11 protein-coding genes and 1 pseudogene are annotated in these 12,894 nt (G+C 57.1%); 6 read left to right on the forward strand and 6 right to left on the reverse strand.

Annotated features, from left to right (window positions below):
* Positions 1–4: 4 nt before the first annotated feature.
* The 5 genes and pseudogenes from bglF to ACEPLT_RS15115 all read right to left on the reverse strand — a co-directional run bounded on the left by bglF (position 5) and on the right by ACEPLT_RS15115 (position 6,415).
* Positions 5–1,970 (reverse strand): annotated as a pseudogene (gene bglF, locus ACEPLT_RS15095) (PTS beta-glucoside transporter subunit IIABC).
* Positions 1,971–1,994: 24 nt separating this feature from the next.
* Positions 1,995–2,828, reverse strand: coding sequence for a transcriptional antiterminator BglG (gene bglG / locus ACEPLT_RS15100; protein ID WP_232928738.1), 834 nt, complete (start codon positions 2,826–2,828; stop codon positions 1,995–1,997).
* A 166-nt stretch (positions 2,829–2,994) separates the two neighbouring features.
* Entirely contained in the window at positions 2,995–4,284 is a 1,290-nt protein-coding gene (locus tag ACEPLT_RS15105; RefSeq protein ID WP_373877995.1) for a carbohydrate porin, read from the reverse strand.
* Positions 4,285–4,643: 359 nt separating this feature from the next.
* A complete protein-coding gene (dusC, locus tag ACEPLT_RS15110; RefSeq protein WP_059359334.1) occupies positions 4,644–5,576 on the reverse strand; it encodes a tRNA dihydrouridine(16) synthase DusC in 933 nt (310 codons plus the stop codon).
* A 41-nt stretch (positions 5,577–5,617) separates the two neighbouring features.
* Positions 5,618–6,415: an AraC family transcriptional regulator gene (locus ACEPLT_RS15115; protein ID WP_045418504.1), complete on the reverse strand. Its 798-nt coding sequence runs from the start codon at positions 6,413–6,415 to the stop codon at positions 5,618–5,620.
* Between the two features lie 59 nt (positions 6,416–6,474).
* Between ACEPLT_RS15115 and ACEPLT_RS15120 the strand changes: the two genes are divergently transcribed.
* The 6 genes from ACEPLT_RS15120 to ACEPLT_RS15145 all read left to right on the forward strand — a co-directional run bounded on the left by ACEPLT_RS15120 (position 6,475) and on the right by ACEPLT_RS15145 (position 11,828).
* A complete protein-coding gene (locus tag ACEPLT_RS15120) occupies positions 6,475–7,179 on the forward strand; it encodes a type 1 glutamine amidotransferase (RefSeq protein WP_248214076.1) in 705 nt (234 codons plus the stop codon).
* 190 nt (positions 7,180–7,369) lie between these two features.
* Complete coding sequence (locus ACEPLT_RS15125; protein WP_014884558.1) at positions 7,370–7,765, forward strand: CidA/LrgA family protein; 396 nt, start codon at positions 7,370–7,372, stop codon at positions 7,763–7,765.
* Positions 7,762–8,457, forward strand: a complete 696-nt coding sequence (locus tag ACEPLT_RS15130) for a CidB/LrgB family autolysis modulator (protein ID WP_032675200.1) — start codon at positions 7,762–7,764, stop codon at positions 8,455–8,457. Before ACEPLT_RS15125 ends, ACEPLT_RS15130 begins: the two co-directional genes overlap by 4 nt.
* 129 nt (positions 8,458–8,586) lie before the next feature.
* Entirely contained in the window at positions 8,587–9,471 is an 885-nt protein-coding gene (gene cdd / locus ACEPLT_RS15135) for a cytidine deaminase (RefSeq protein WP_023616716.1), read from the forward strand.
* Positions 9,472–9,598: 127 nt separating this feature from the next.
* Complete coding sequence (sanA, locus tag ACEPLT_RS15140) at positions 9,599–10,315, forward strand: outer membrane permeability protein SanA (protein WP_008500918.1); 717 nt, start codon at positions 9,599–9,601, stop codon at positions 10,313–10,315.
* A gap of 124 nt (positions 10,316–10,439) precedes the next feature.
* The gene (locus ACEPLT_RS15145) at positions 10,440–11,828 is read left to right on the forward strand and encodes a glutamine synthetase family protein (protein WP_232928769.1); all 1,389 of its coding nucleotides are present in this window, start codon (positions 10,440–10,442) and stop codon (positions 11,826–11,828) included.
* 50 nt (positions 11,829–11,878) lie between these two features.
* Here the strand turns inward: ACEPLT_RS15145 and mglC are convergent, their stop codons facing one another.
* Positions 11,879–12,889 carry a galactose/methyl galactoside ABC transporter permease MglC gene (gene mglC / locus ACEPLT_RS15150; RefSeq protein WP_008500921.1) on the reverse strand — a complete coding sequence of 337 codons (1,011 nt, stop codon included), beginning with the start codon at positions 12,887–12,889 and terminating at the stop codon, positions 11,879–11,881.
* Positions 12,890–12,894: the final 5 nt, after the last annotated feature.

Raw genomic sequence — 12,894 nt, forward strand, 5'->3', positions numbered from 1 at the left:
CCTGTTATTGATGACTGACGCTGAGTAACGGCGCACCGGCATTGACGGACGTTGCCGCCACGGTCGCCACCTCGCGATACTCGTCGCTGTTACTGATAATAATCGGGGTCGCCAGGTCGTATCCGGCATCGATAATCGCCTGTCGGTCAAACTCCAGCAGCAGATCGCCGGGCTGCACCTTGTCACCGACCTTCACATGGGCGGTAAACGGCCTGCCGTCGAGCTTCACAGTGTCGATACCCACGTGGATCAACACTTCAATCCCGCTGTTACTGAGCAGGCCGATGGCGTGTTTGGTCTGGAACAGCGAAGCCACCACACCGGCAAACGGGGCAACCACTTTGTTATCGGAGGGAATAATCGCGGCGCCGCTGCCCAGCAGGCCGCTGGCAAACGTGGTATCCGGCACCTGGTCGAGAGCAAGAACGGTACCGGTCATCGGCGATAGCACATCGTTTTCGCCCGCGGAGACCACATTCTCTGGCGCGGTGTTTCCTGGCATACCGGCGAGCAGCGTCAGGCCGCAGCTCAGCACCAGCGCCACCACCGTGCCGATAATGCCTCCCCACAGCGTGGCGTCCACGCCGCCCGGCGGAATCATCTGGGCGATGGTAAAGATATTGGCGAAGCCGAAGGAGTAAACGTGGGTGTCGCTGAAGCCGACAATCGCCCCGCCGATAGCGCCAGCCACGCAGCCAAAGATAAACGGACGGCGCAGCGGCAGGTTTACGCCATACACTGCGGGTTCGGTGATACCAAAAATACCTGCCGTCACGGATGAACCGGCCAGCATTTTCTGACGCGCATCACGGGTACGCAGGAAAATGCCCAGCGCCGCCCCCACCTGGCCAAACACCGCAGGCAAAAGCATCGGCAGCATGGAGTCATGCCCCAGCACCGCCAGGTTGTTGATCATCAGCGGCACCAGCCCCCAGTGCAGGCCAAAAATAACGCAGACCTGCCACAGCGCGCCCATCGCCGCGCCCGCCAGCCACGGTGCCAGAACGTAAATAGTCTGATAGCCGTTCGCCAGCATCTGGCTCAGCCAGGTCGCCAGCGGCCCGATAACGAGGAAAGTCAGCGGCACGGTCACGGCCAGACAGATCAGCGGCGCGAAGAAGTTTTTCATCGAGGAAGGCAGCAGCCTGGTGCTCTGTTTTTCCAGCCAGCAGCTGACCCACGCGGCGAGAATAATCGGGATCACCGACGCGCTGTAGTTGAACCACGTGACGGGGATGCCCAAAAAGGCTTCCGATACCGCCCCCGGCTGCTGGCTGGCGTTAAATGCCGCAATCATCACCGGATGGGTGAGCGCCCCGCCGATCACCATGGTAATAAACGGGTTGCCGCCGAACTTTTTCCCGGCGGTATAGCCCAGCACCAGCGGGAAGAAGAAAAACAGCGCATCGCTGGCGGCAAACCAGATTTTATACGTGCCGCTCTCGGTCGTGAGCCAGCCGCAGACCACGGCCAGCGCCAGCAGCCCCTTCAAAATACCGGACGCGGCCAGAATGCCGATAAACGGGGTAAAGATCCCGGAGACGATATCAATCAGGCGGCCCAGCAGGTTCCCCTTTTCGCCCTTCTCTTCCACGACAGGGGCATCGTCGGTCAGGCCTGCTTCATTGCGCACTGCCTGCCAGACGTCGTGAACGTGGTTGCCAATCACCACCTGAAACTGGCCGCCGCTTTCGACCACCATGATCACGCCCGGGTTTTTCTTGAGCCCTTCCGCATCCGCCCGTTGATTCTCTTTCAGTTTGAAGCGAAGCCGGGTCGCACAGTGCACAAGACTGACGATGTTCTCTTTTCCGCCAACGTGGCCGAGAATATCCTTCGCTAACGCCTGGTATTCCATCTCGATTTCCTTACATCCGATGCCCGCAGGCACCTGTTGACTGAGTACAAAAATAAAAAAACCCGAGAACGACCTTCTGACGAAGGCCGCGCTCAGGTTTTGCCTGCGTGATGCAGTAACAATCCTGTTTTGAGGCTTAACGCCCCTCTTTTCTCACCCGCTCGATATGAATGGCGAGGAACATAATTTCTTCGGTTGTCAGCTCACGCTGGTAGCTTTTATTCAGGCGCTGTGCGATTTTCTCGGCGCATTTCCACGCCTTCGCGTAGTTGTCTTTGACTGCCGTATGCAGCGAGACATCGTCATCTTCCACCACGGTGCGGGTGAGCATCCGCTGGGCAAAAAACTTCAGGTGGGTGACGAAACGCTGGTAGCTGAGCGACTCTTCGTCATACTCAAGCTGCAGCTGATACTTCACCAGCTGCAGGATCTCCTGCATCACCCGCGTCACGTGCATCACCTCCGGCATTTCGCTGTTCAGCTGCGCGGTAACCAGATGCAGCGCGATAAAACCGGCCTCATCCTCCCCCAGTTCGACGTTAAGGCGTCTGGCGATAATGGCACGCGCCTCCTGCCCTAACTGAAACTCCTTCGGATACAGCCGTTTAATATCCCACAGCAGCACGTTTTTGATGGCCAACCCGTTCTTCTGCCGCTCAATCGCAAAGTAGCAGTGATCGGTGAGGGTGATATACAAGCTCTCCTGCAGCTTGCCCAGCCGCTGCGCCGCCAGCCCGATGATGCGGTCGCAGGTGGTCATCACCTCCAGCGGAATTTGACTCAGCAGTTCTCCAAGCCGACGCACCAGTTCATCGCTTTGTAACGCAAACACCTTTTCAACCCGCGCGGTATCCAGCGCTTCACCGACGCGCTTCTGAAAGGCCAGCCCACGGCCCATCACCACCTGTTCGCGCCCGCGCTCATCCTGAACAACCACCACGTTATTATTGAGTATCTTGGCGATTTTCATCTGAACCCCAGAAACAAAAAAACCTGACCTCCGGCAGATGCCAGAAAATCAGGTTTTGCCTGCCTAAGCAGTAACAATCCAGTTCTGGCACTCTAACAGTTTCATTCGTAGCCTCAATGCGTCACGCGTCAGAAACGTGACGCGGATCGAACTTGCTACGGTGATATCAGAAGGTCACCACCGTTTTCAGCTCGGTGACCCAGGCATCCTGGGTGCGGCTGACCCCGCCGGGATGGTGCCAGTACTGAATGCCCGGCTGCAGTTCAAGCCATGACACCGGACGAAAGCGGTAGTAAAACTCGCCGTTCAGGGAATGGCCCGGCACCGGGTGATATGCAGGATTGTTGTAATCGCTCACGCCGCTCAGGCTGTTCAGGTAACGCTGGTTGCGGGCGTACTGGCTGCTCATATCAATCCAGGTTAAGCCAAAGCCAATCCAGTCTTCCGGTCGCGCATCAAACAGCCCGCGGTAGCGCAGCGAGGCGGCATAAACCTGATGCATGTAGTTAGTGCGCTGATCCGCAAGGCTCATGCTGAACGAGGTGCTCAACCCGCGATTCGGGTCGTCCTGATGCTGCGTAAGCTGCTGGTTCAGCCCGGCGTACATGAACCAGGTCCGGCTGTGGGTATCGAATCCGTCCGGGTCCGTCGCGCCCGCCCCGCCGGATTTGCCGCGATAGAGATCGGTTTGCGGCGCGTTGGTAAACACCACGCCCAGGTTGTACGCGCCCGGCAGGCCGTTAATCAGCGGACGCGCTTCGATTTCAACCGGCAGTAAGACCCCTTTGCTGCCCTTCGTCGACCAGCTCCAGGCATGGCTGCGGCTGGCGGCCTGCGGATTCTGCTCCATCACGCCGCCTTTTAAGGTCAGCGTCGGCGTGAGTTTATAGGCAAGCGTGGTGCCCCAGGTGTGCACGTTCCAGTTGTTCCAGGTCAGCGAGTTGGCTGACTTTCCGCCGCACTGGGACAGCAGCTGAAAATCACAGGGGATAATTTGATCGAAGGTTTGCACCTTGTTCATCATCCCGATGCGCCAGGTCAGACGCCGGTCGTCAAAGCTGCGGGCAAAGGTCAGCCAGCCCAGACGGGTAATCGACTGCCCGCCCCAGCTCTCCTGGGTCAGATCGTTGAAGTTGACGCGCGGGTCCTGCACGCGTTTGGTGGTGAGATCGTCATTGTGGTTGCGGTTGACGATGTTCCCCTCGATACGCGCGTCCGGGATACCGGTCCAGCGCTCCAGATCCTGGTTGAAGGTCAGCGCGAACTGATCAATATAGGCCACGTGGGAGTCGTGGTTATATCCGCCACCGCCGTTCCAGCCAATTTCATTCAGGTATCCGAGGTTATAGGTAAAACCGTTATCGTTAAGGATTTTACGTATGCCGAGCATTTCGCCCAGCACAGGCTCCGGCGGAGCTTCAAACCCTAATACCGTACCATTCCAGTCTTGCGCCATCGACAGCGGGGATATCGCCAATAAGGCGAACGCATAGAGTTTATTTTTATATGCCATGATAACAACCTGTGATTGAGTATTGAGTGCGTAACCGGCCGCAGGAAATTTTTCTATTTCCTGTCGCTATTTCTTTTTTTAAAAATCATTAAAAAGCGCTAAGCCAAATATCTCTCCTGCGTAAATGACAGGCAAAAAAAAACCTAAGCGCCCCACAGCGAAAATGCTGTGGAACGCTTAGGTTTTGCCTGTTAACCAGTCACAATCCTGCGTTGAAAACAGTGGCACCTTAACACCGTCGCGCCACGTTGAAAACCTGAACTGTTTTCTGTTTTAAAAAAGTGTGAGCAATTTAACGCTTATTATTTGGACTGAATCACCCGCGCAATATCAGTCGACGTCTGTAAAGTACGAATCTCCTGAAATAACTCCAGCGCTTCCTCGTACTCTTTGCGTAAATAACTCAGCCACTGCTTAATACGCGCGACGTGATACAAACCGGTGTCGCCCTGCTTTTCCAGACGGCTGTATTTTTGCAGCAGCGTGACGACATCTGCCCACGGCATACGCGGTTCGTTATATTTCACCACCCGGCTGAGGTTAGGCACATTCAGCGCGCCGCGGCCGATCATTACCGCATCGCAGCCGGTGGCCTGCAGACAGGCCTGCGCGCTCTCGTAGTCCCAGATTTCGCCGTTTGCGATCACCGGAATGGAGAGGCGTTTGCGGATCTCACCGATCGCCTGCCAGTTTATGCGATCGGCTTTGTAGCCATCTTCTTTAGTGCGGCCATGCACCACCAGCTCGGTGGCCCCGGCCAGCTGCACCGCATCGGCGATCTCGAACTGTCGGGCATCGCTGTCCCATCCCAGCCGCACCTTTACCGTCACCGGCAAATGCGCGGGCACGGCCTCGCGCATGGCTTTCGCGCCGCGGTAAATCAGCTCAGGATCTTTCAGCAACGTCGCCCCGCCGCCGCTGCCGTTCACCAGCTTCGACGGACAGCCGCAGTTGAGATCTACCCCGTAAGAGCCCAGCTCAACCGCGCGGGCGGCGTTTTCCGCCAGCCATTCAGGGTACTGCCCGAGGAGCTGAATCCGCACCAGCGTGCCGGAAGAGGTTCGGCTCTGGTTGTGCAGCTCGGGGCAAAGCCGGAAGAAGGATTTTACCGGCAACAGCATATCGACCACGCGCAAAAACTCCGTCACGCAGAGATCGTAGTCGTTCACCTCGGTCAGAAGCTCGCGCACGAGGGAGTCGAGCACGCCTTCCATTGGGGCCAGTAAAACACGCATAGCAGTACCTGTGAAAAAAGACGCGCTATAGTAGCCGCTCTCTATATCGCTGGGAAGCGCTTCTGTTCAGGCAGAAAGTCACCCGGCGTTGCCCCAACAATGGCGCGAAACGCCGCCGCAAATGCCGCCGGGCCGGAAAACCCCAGCATCCAGGCCACCTGCTTAACCGGGTATCCGTTGGCGAGGAGATCCAGCGAGGCACAAATCCTTGCGCGCTGTCGCCAGGCCCGGAAGCTAAAGCCGGTATCGTTGATAAACGCACGTGAAAATGTGCGTTCTGACATCGCGGCCCGTTCCGCCAGCCTTTCCAGAGAGAGATCCCAGAGATTGTTGGCAATGAGGTCACAGGCCACGCGATGTAAGCGCTCATCCACGGGCATCGGCAGTTCGACTGAAATCTGCTGCGTCTCGCTGAGGATGTCGAGCAGCAAAACGGCCATGCTGCGCTGGCTTGCCGGCCGGTATTCCGCGCTGAACAGCCCGGCAATCAGCTCTTTGAACAACGCTGTGGCCATAATCACGTGAACCTCGTCTTTCCGCTTAAAAGGTTCGCATTGCGAAATCAGTGCCGGGCTAAACCAGACCGCGCGAAGCTCCGTTGCGGATAACACGCTGTAGGTATGCTCCTGAAAGGGAGGGATCCACAGCGCGCGCTGCGGCGGTATGACCCAGCGTTTGCTGCCGGTTTCGACCAGCATGACTCCTTTGATGGCAAACAAAAGTTGTCCCTGCGAATGCTGGTGAGGCGGATCGATTTCGCCGCGCGTATAGCGAATTGCCCCTCTTGACCATCCGATAGCATCGTCGTGAATTGGCGTTTTATCGATAACGGTTGGCATTTCACATTCCTCCCTTCCTCTTATGATGCTGCTTGTACACGTAACCAGAGAGAGACGCAATGCACATCCATTTTATCATTCATGAACATTTCGAGGCGCCAGGCGCCTATGAAATCTGGGGGAAAAGTCGCGGCTGCAGTCTGAGCTACACCAGAGTGTATCAGGGCGATCCGTTACCTGAGGAGCTGGGGGGCACAGACATGCTTATCATCATGGGAGGCCCGCAGTCCCCCGCCACCACGCGTGAGGAATGCCCCTGGTTTGATGCACAGGCGGAAAAGGCACTCATCAGCCGCGCGATAGAGGCAGGTAAAACGGTGATAGGCGTTTGTCTGGGCTCACAGCTTATCGGCGAAGCGCTGGGCGCCGCGTTTTGCCACAGCCCGGAAAAAGAGATCGGCAAATTTCCCGTCAGGCTCACAGATGCAGGCAAGGCGAACCCGCTGTTTGAGGGCTTTGGCAGCGTGCTGAACGTCGGTCACTGGCATAACGACATGCCTGGGTTGACGCCGCAGGCTAAGGTTCTGGCTTACAGCGAGGGCTGTCCCCGCCAGATCGTGCAGTACAGCGAACGGGTTTACGGTTTCCAGTGCCATATGGAGCTAACGCCGGAGGTGGTAGAGTTGCTGATTGAGCATTCGCAGAATGACCTCCGCCGTGCGGGTGAATTCCGTTTTGTCGAAACGGCGGAAAAACTCCGCTCGCATGATTATCGCGAAATGAACCAGGTGCTGTTTTCTTTTCTCGATAAACTGACCGCCTGACGCTGATGCCTTCTCTGGCGCGTTACTTCGCCAGCGCAATCCCTTTCCTCTAAACTGTAGCCTGCACCAGTAAGGTGATACCGGACGTTCCATTCCGGAATGTCTGGTATGCTCAAAATTCATGATGTGATCCGTGGCACATTTTTAGGTTTAATTGTATGATGAATGCGTTTCAGCAAGGACTATCACCATGAGCAAATCATTGAACATTATCTGGCAATATCTGCGCGCATTCGTCCTGATTTACGCCTGCCTGTATGCCGGGATTTTCATCGCGTCGCTGCTGCCCATCACCATTCCCGGCAGCATTATCGGCATGCTGATCCTCTTCGTGTTGCTGGCGCTGCAAATCCTGCCTGCAAAGTGGGTCAATCCCGGCTGCTTCGTCCTCATTCGCTATATGGCGCTGCTTTTCGTGCCTATCGGCGTCGGGGTCATGCAGTATTTTGATTTGCTCAAAGCCCAGTTCGGCCCGATTGTTGTTTCCTGCGCGGTGAGTACGCTGGTGGTTTTCCTGGTGGTGAGCTGGAGTTCACATCTGGTGCATGGCGAACGTAACGTGATTGGGGAGAAAACAAAAAAATGATGGACAATATCTGGTGGTCCCTGCCGCTCACCCTTGCAGTCTTTTTCGCCGCACGTAAGCTTGCCGCGCGTTTCAAAATGCCCTTGCTGAACCCCCTGCTGGTGGCGATGGTGGTGATTATTCCGTTCCTGCTGCTCACCGGCATCCCTTACGAACGCTACTTTGCCGGCAGCAAAATCTTAAACGACCTGCTGCAGCCCGCCGTCGTGGCGCTGGCGTTTCCTTTATATGAGCAGCTGCACCAGATCCGCGCCCGCTGGAAATCCATCATTACCATCTGTTTTGTGGGCAGCCTGGTGGCAATGATCACCGGCACGTCGGTGGCGCTGCTGATGGGTGCTTCCCCACAGATTGCGGCGTCAATCCTGCCTAAATCGGTGACCACGCCTATCGCGATGGCGGTTGGGGGCAGCCTCGGCGGCATTCCGGCCATCAGCGCGATGTGCGTCATTTTCGTCGGTATTCTCGGCGCGGTGTTTGGCCACACCCTGCTGAACGCGATGCGTATTCATACTAAGGCGGCACGGGGGCTCTCGATGGGCACCGCCTCGCACGCGCTGGGCACTGCCCGCTGCGCGGAGCTGGATTATCAGGAAGGGGCGTTTAGCTCCCTGGCGCTGGTGATCTGCGGGATTATTACCTCCCTGCTGGCCCCGTTCATTTTCCCGCTGATTCTGGTAGTGATGGGCTAAAATTTGCGATGCGTCGCGCAAATTTCATTTTGATTTCATAAGTTGCATACATAATGAGAAGTGGATCACATATAAAGCCCTGACGGCTCCGTAAACTACCGATCCATTAACCTTTATGAGGCAAACGCCATGCACCCACGTTTTCAAGCTGCTTTCGCCCAGCTTGCAGAGAATTTGCAGTCAGCCCTTGCTCCCGTTCTGGCAGATGCGCACTTCCCCGCCCTGCTGACCGCGGAGCAGGTCACGATGCTGAAACAGGCAACGGGACTGGACGAAGACGCGCTGGCTTTCGCACTGCTTCCTCTGGCTGCCGCCTGCGCGCGGGCCGATCTCTCCCACTTCAACGTCGGGGCCATTGCGCGCGGCGTCAGCGGCACCTGGTACTTCGGCGGCAACATGGAGTTCCTGGGCGCAACCATGCAGCAAACCGTTCACGCCGAGCAGAGCGCAATCAGCCACGCCTGGCTGCGCGGTGAAAAAGCGCTGAGCGCCATTACCGTGAACTACACCCCCTGCGGCCACTGCCGTCAGTTTATGAACGAGCTGAACAGCGGGCTGCAGCTGCGCATCAACCTGCCGGGTCGCGCGCCGCACACGCTGGCGGATTACCTGCCTGATGCGTTTGGCCCGAAAGATCTGGAGATCAAAACCCTGCTGATGGACGAGCAGAACCACGGTTTCGCCCTGTCCGGCGATGACCTGAGCCAGGCGGCGATTACCGCCGCCAACAAGAGCCACACGCCGTACAGCAAATCCCCAAGCGGCGTGGCGCTGCAGTGCCGCGATGGCCGAATCTTCACCGGCAGCTATGCGGAAAACGCCGCGTTTAACCCAACGCTGCCGCCGCTGCAGGGCGCACTTAACCTGCTGAGCCTGAACGGCTATGACTATCCGGACATTCAGCGCGCCATTCTGGCCGAGATTGCCGATGCGCCGCTGATCCAGTGGGATGCCACCGCCGCAACGCTCAAAGCGTTAGGCTGTACGACAATTGACCGCGTACTGCTGGCGTAATCCTTCCGGCGGGCAGAAATGCCCGCCAGTTTGTTGAAAAACCCCTCAGTTGAGTCGCTGTTTCTTGCGCTAACCAGGCGGGTAAAGTAGCCTGAGTTAAATTTCACCTTCGGTACGAGCCATCTGCATGTTAAAGCGCGTTTTTTACAGCCTGTCTGTCCTGGTCGGCATACTGCTGTTGATCGTGCTCGGCCTCGACCGGTGGATGAGCTGGAAAACCGCCCCCTACATCTTTGACGACCTGCAGGACCTGCCCTATCGTCAGGTTGGCGTGGTGCTCGGCACCGCCAAGTATTACCGCACCGGCGTCATCAACCAGTATTACCGTTACCGCATTCAGGGCGCGCTGAACGCCTACAACAGCGGCAAGGTGAACTACCTGCTGCTGAGCGGCGATAACGCCCTGCAAAGCTATAACGAACCGGTGACGATGCGTAAGGACCTGATTGCCGCGGGCGTGGATCCTGCCGATATCGTGCTCGACTATGCGGGCTTCCGCACCCTGGACTCCATCGTCCGCACGCGCAAGGTCTTCGACACCAACGACTTCATCATCATCACCCAGCGCTTCCACTGCGAGCGCGCGCTGTTTATCGCCCTGCACATGGGCATTCAGGCGCAGTGCTACGCGGTGCCGTCACCAAAAGATATGCTGAGCGTGCGCGTCCGCGAGTTCGGCGCCCGCTTTGGTGCCCTGGCCGATCTGTATATCTTTAAGCGCGAACCGCGCTTTTTAGGCCCGCTGGTGCCGATTCCGGCGATGCACGAAGTGCCGGAAGACGCGCAGGGTTATCCTGCCGTCACGCCCGAGCAGCTGCTGGATATGCAGAAAAAAGAGAAATAACGGGACCGCCTTTATACTTTATTTACGCCGGGCCTGACGCTTTTTATCTCCCCTTTACGTCGGCTCTTTTAAGCTGAGTTCACTGCCGCTACGGCTTCATTGAAGAATGACTATGAACTCGATAATGAATGCGTTTTTCCTCAAAAGTCTCCGTCCGTACTTTAACTTTCCCGGCCTATCACTCCCTGGCGCACTTAATTCTGGTCTCTGGCTGGATGAAAAAATTGACGCCCTGCAGCACAACGTTGCCGTGGAAGTGGCCGATTATCTGGAACGTTACCCGCAAACGAAACATGTTGACGTTTACCTGAACGATATCAACGGCACGATGCGCGGCAAGCGCCTCTCGGTGGAGAGCATGCTGAGTCTGGAAAAAGGCTGTTATTTTCCGCTTTCCGTCTACTCAATGGATCAGAAGGGAAAAATCGCCGCCCCGCTTTGTGATGAACCCGATCGGCTGTGCGTCCCGGTCGCCGGCTCTTTGCGTCCCTGTCCGCAGGATCCGGAGCACACCGCGCAGATCCTGCTGACGATGAAAGACAGCGACGGTAACCCCTGCCCGCTTGAGCCGCGCGCGATACTGCAGAACGTCGTGGCCCGCTTCCACCAGCACGGCCTTTTCCCGGTCATTGCCCCGGAAATCGAGTTCTTTCTGACGGGACAGGGCGAACGCGATCCGCAAAATCAGGGCTGTTTTCATATGGATACCTCGTCGGCGCATGCGGCGCTGTTTGACGAGCTGGAACAGCTGGCGCACCTGCAGCGCATCCCGCTGTCAGGGGTCGTAGCGGAAGCCGAGTCCGGACAGTACGAATTAAACCTGAAGCACAGCCAGCGCGTCGTTGAGGTCTGTGATAACGTGCTGGCCCTGCGCCGCCTGACCCGCTATGTCGCTGAAAAGCACGGTCTTCAGGCCAACTTTATGGCTAAGCCTTTCAGCCAGCTGTCCGGCAGCGGTTTGCACATCCATTTCAGCCTGAACAACAGCCGTGGCGAAAATGTTTTTGCCTCGCCGGTGAACGCGCTGAGCAGCATGATGCGTTTGTGCATCGCGGGCCAGCTGGCGCTGATGCCCGCCTCCGTCGCCATTCTTGCGCCGGGGGTCAACGCGTTTCGTCGCCTGCGTAAAAACCTGACGGAACCCGTCTTTAACTCCTGGGGCTATAACACCCGCTCCGCCGCCTTGCGTATTCCCTGCTCGGATGACGGCAATCGTCGCATTGAGTACCGGCTGGCCGGGGCCGATGCGAATCCGTATCTGGCGGCGGCCACTATCCTGACTGGCATGCTGTACGGGCTGGAACATATCGACGAGGGGGATCTCCCTGAGCCGCAGCACGACCAACCCGAACTGCCGCTGTTCCAGCAGGAGGCGATTGAGGCCTTTGCCCGCTGTGAGTATCTCACCGACAGCCTGGGCGACGCCTTTTCCGAACAGTGGGTCGCCTGCAAGCTTTCTGAACTCGACTGGTTTGAGCGCATTGTGACGCAGGAGGAGTCCCATCTGGCATAGGGCATAAAAAAAGCCCGCTCGGTGAGCGGGCCGGGTATGGCGAGAAACGATTACTTCTTACGGGCGTACTTCAGTGAATCCAGCGCAACCGCGAAGATAATGATGGCGCCCTTGATGATGTACTGCCAGTACGGGTTCACGCCGATGTAGGTCAACCCGTAGTTGATGACGGTGAAGATGATCACACCGGTTACCACGCCGAGCACCGTCCCCACGCCGCCGCTGAAGGAGACGCCGCCCACCACGCAGGCTGCGATCGCATCCAGTTCGTACATGAAGCCAAGGTTGTTGGTTGCAGAGCCGATACGGCCCGCTTCCAGCATCCCGCCGAAGGCGTAGAACACCCCGGACAGGGCATAGATGATGAGCAGGTTCAGGGCAACGTTTACGCCGGAGACTTTCGCCGCTTCCGGGTTACCGCCGATAGCGAAGATGTTTTTGCCAAAGCGCGTTTTGTTCCACAGGATCCAGACGAAAGCGACCGCAATCAGCGCATAGAAGGTGATATACGACAAGCGGAAGCTACCGAGCGCGATAAACCCTTGCGTAAAGGTCGAGAAGCCGCTGTCAAAGCCCGAGATGGGCGAAGCACCGACGAAGTCGTAGTACAGGGAGTTGATACCGTAAACGATGATCATCGTACCCAGGGTGGTGATGAATGGCGTCACGTTCAGGTAGGCGATGATAATACCGTTGATCAGACCAATCACCGCACCGATGGCGCAGACAATCAGGATCACCACGAAAATCGGCATGGTGGCCATTTCCGGGAAGACCTTGTTGGCGTTTTCCATCGACTGCAGCAGGGTTGCCGCGATAACCGCCGCCAGACCTACCTGACGCCCCGCGGAGAGGTCCGTCCCCTGGGTCACGATCAGGCCCGCCACGCCCAGCGCAATGATAATACGCACGGAGGACTGGGTCAGAATGTTACTCAGGTTCAGCAGGCTTAAGAACGTAGGGTCCTGGAAAATGATGATTGCCAGCAAGACTAAAAGAACAACGTAAATACCGCCTTCTTTCAGGTAAGTGAGAAAACTTTTTTTATTTAACGCACTCATGAGGA

This window comes from Enterobacter sp. fkY84-1 (assembly GCF_052974705.1).

Excerpts from the sequence above, each read along its gene's own strand:
- bglG (WP_232928738.1), bottom strand. The coding sequence starts at position 2,828 with ATGAAAATCGCCAAGATACTCAATAATAACGTGGTGGTTGTTCAGGAT.
- ACEPLT_RS15105 (WP_373877995.1), bottom strand. The coding sequence starts at position 4,284 with ATGGCGCAAGACTGGAATGGTACGGTATTAGGGTTTGAAGCTCCGCCG.
- dusC (WP_059359334.1), bottom strand. The coding sequence starts at position 5,576 with ATGCGTGTTTTACTGGCCCCAATGGAAGGCGTGCTCGACTCCCTCGTG.
- ACEPLT_RS15115 (WP_045418504.1), bottom strand. The coding sequence starts at position 6,415 with ATGCCAACCGTTATCGATAAAACGCCAATTCACGACGATGCTATCGGA.
- ACEPLT_RS15120 (WP_248214076.1), top strand. The coding sequence starts at position 6,475 with ATGCACATCCATTTTATCATTCATGAACATTTCGAGGCGCCAGGCGCC.
- ACEPLT_RS15125 (WP_014884558.1), top strand. The coding sequence starts at position 7,370 with ATGAGCAAATCATTGAACATTATCTGGCAATATCTGCGCGCATTCGTC.
- ACEPLT_RS15130 (WP_032675200.1), top strand. The coding sequence starts at position 7,762 with ATGATGGACAATATCTGGTGGTCCCTGCCGCTCACCCTTGCAGTCTTT.
- cdd (WP_023616716.1), top strand. The coding sequence starts at position 8,587 with ATGCACCCACGTTTTCAAGCTGCTTTCGCCCAGCTTGCAGAGAATTTG.
- sanA (WP_008500918.1), top strand. The coding sequence starts at position 9,599 with ATGTTAAAGCGCGTTTTTTACAGCCTGTCTGTCCTGGTCGGCATACTG.
- ACEPLT_RS15145 (WP_232928769.1), top strand. The coding sequence starts at position 10,440 with ATGAATGCGTTTTTCCTCAAAAGTCTCCGTCCGTACTTTAACTTTCCC.
- mglC (WP_008500921.1), bottom strand. The coding sequence starts at position 12,889 with ATGAGTGCGTTAAATAAAAAAAGTTTTCTCACTTACCTGAAAGAAGGC.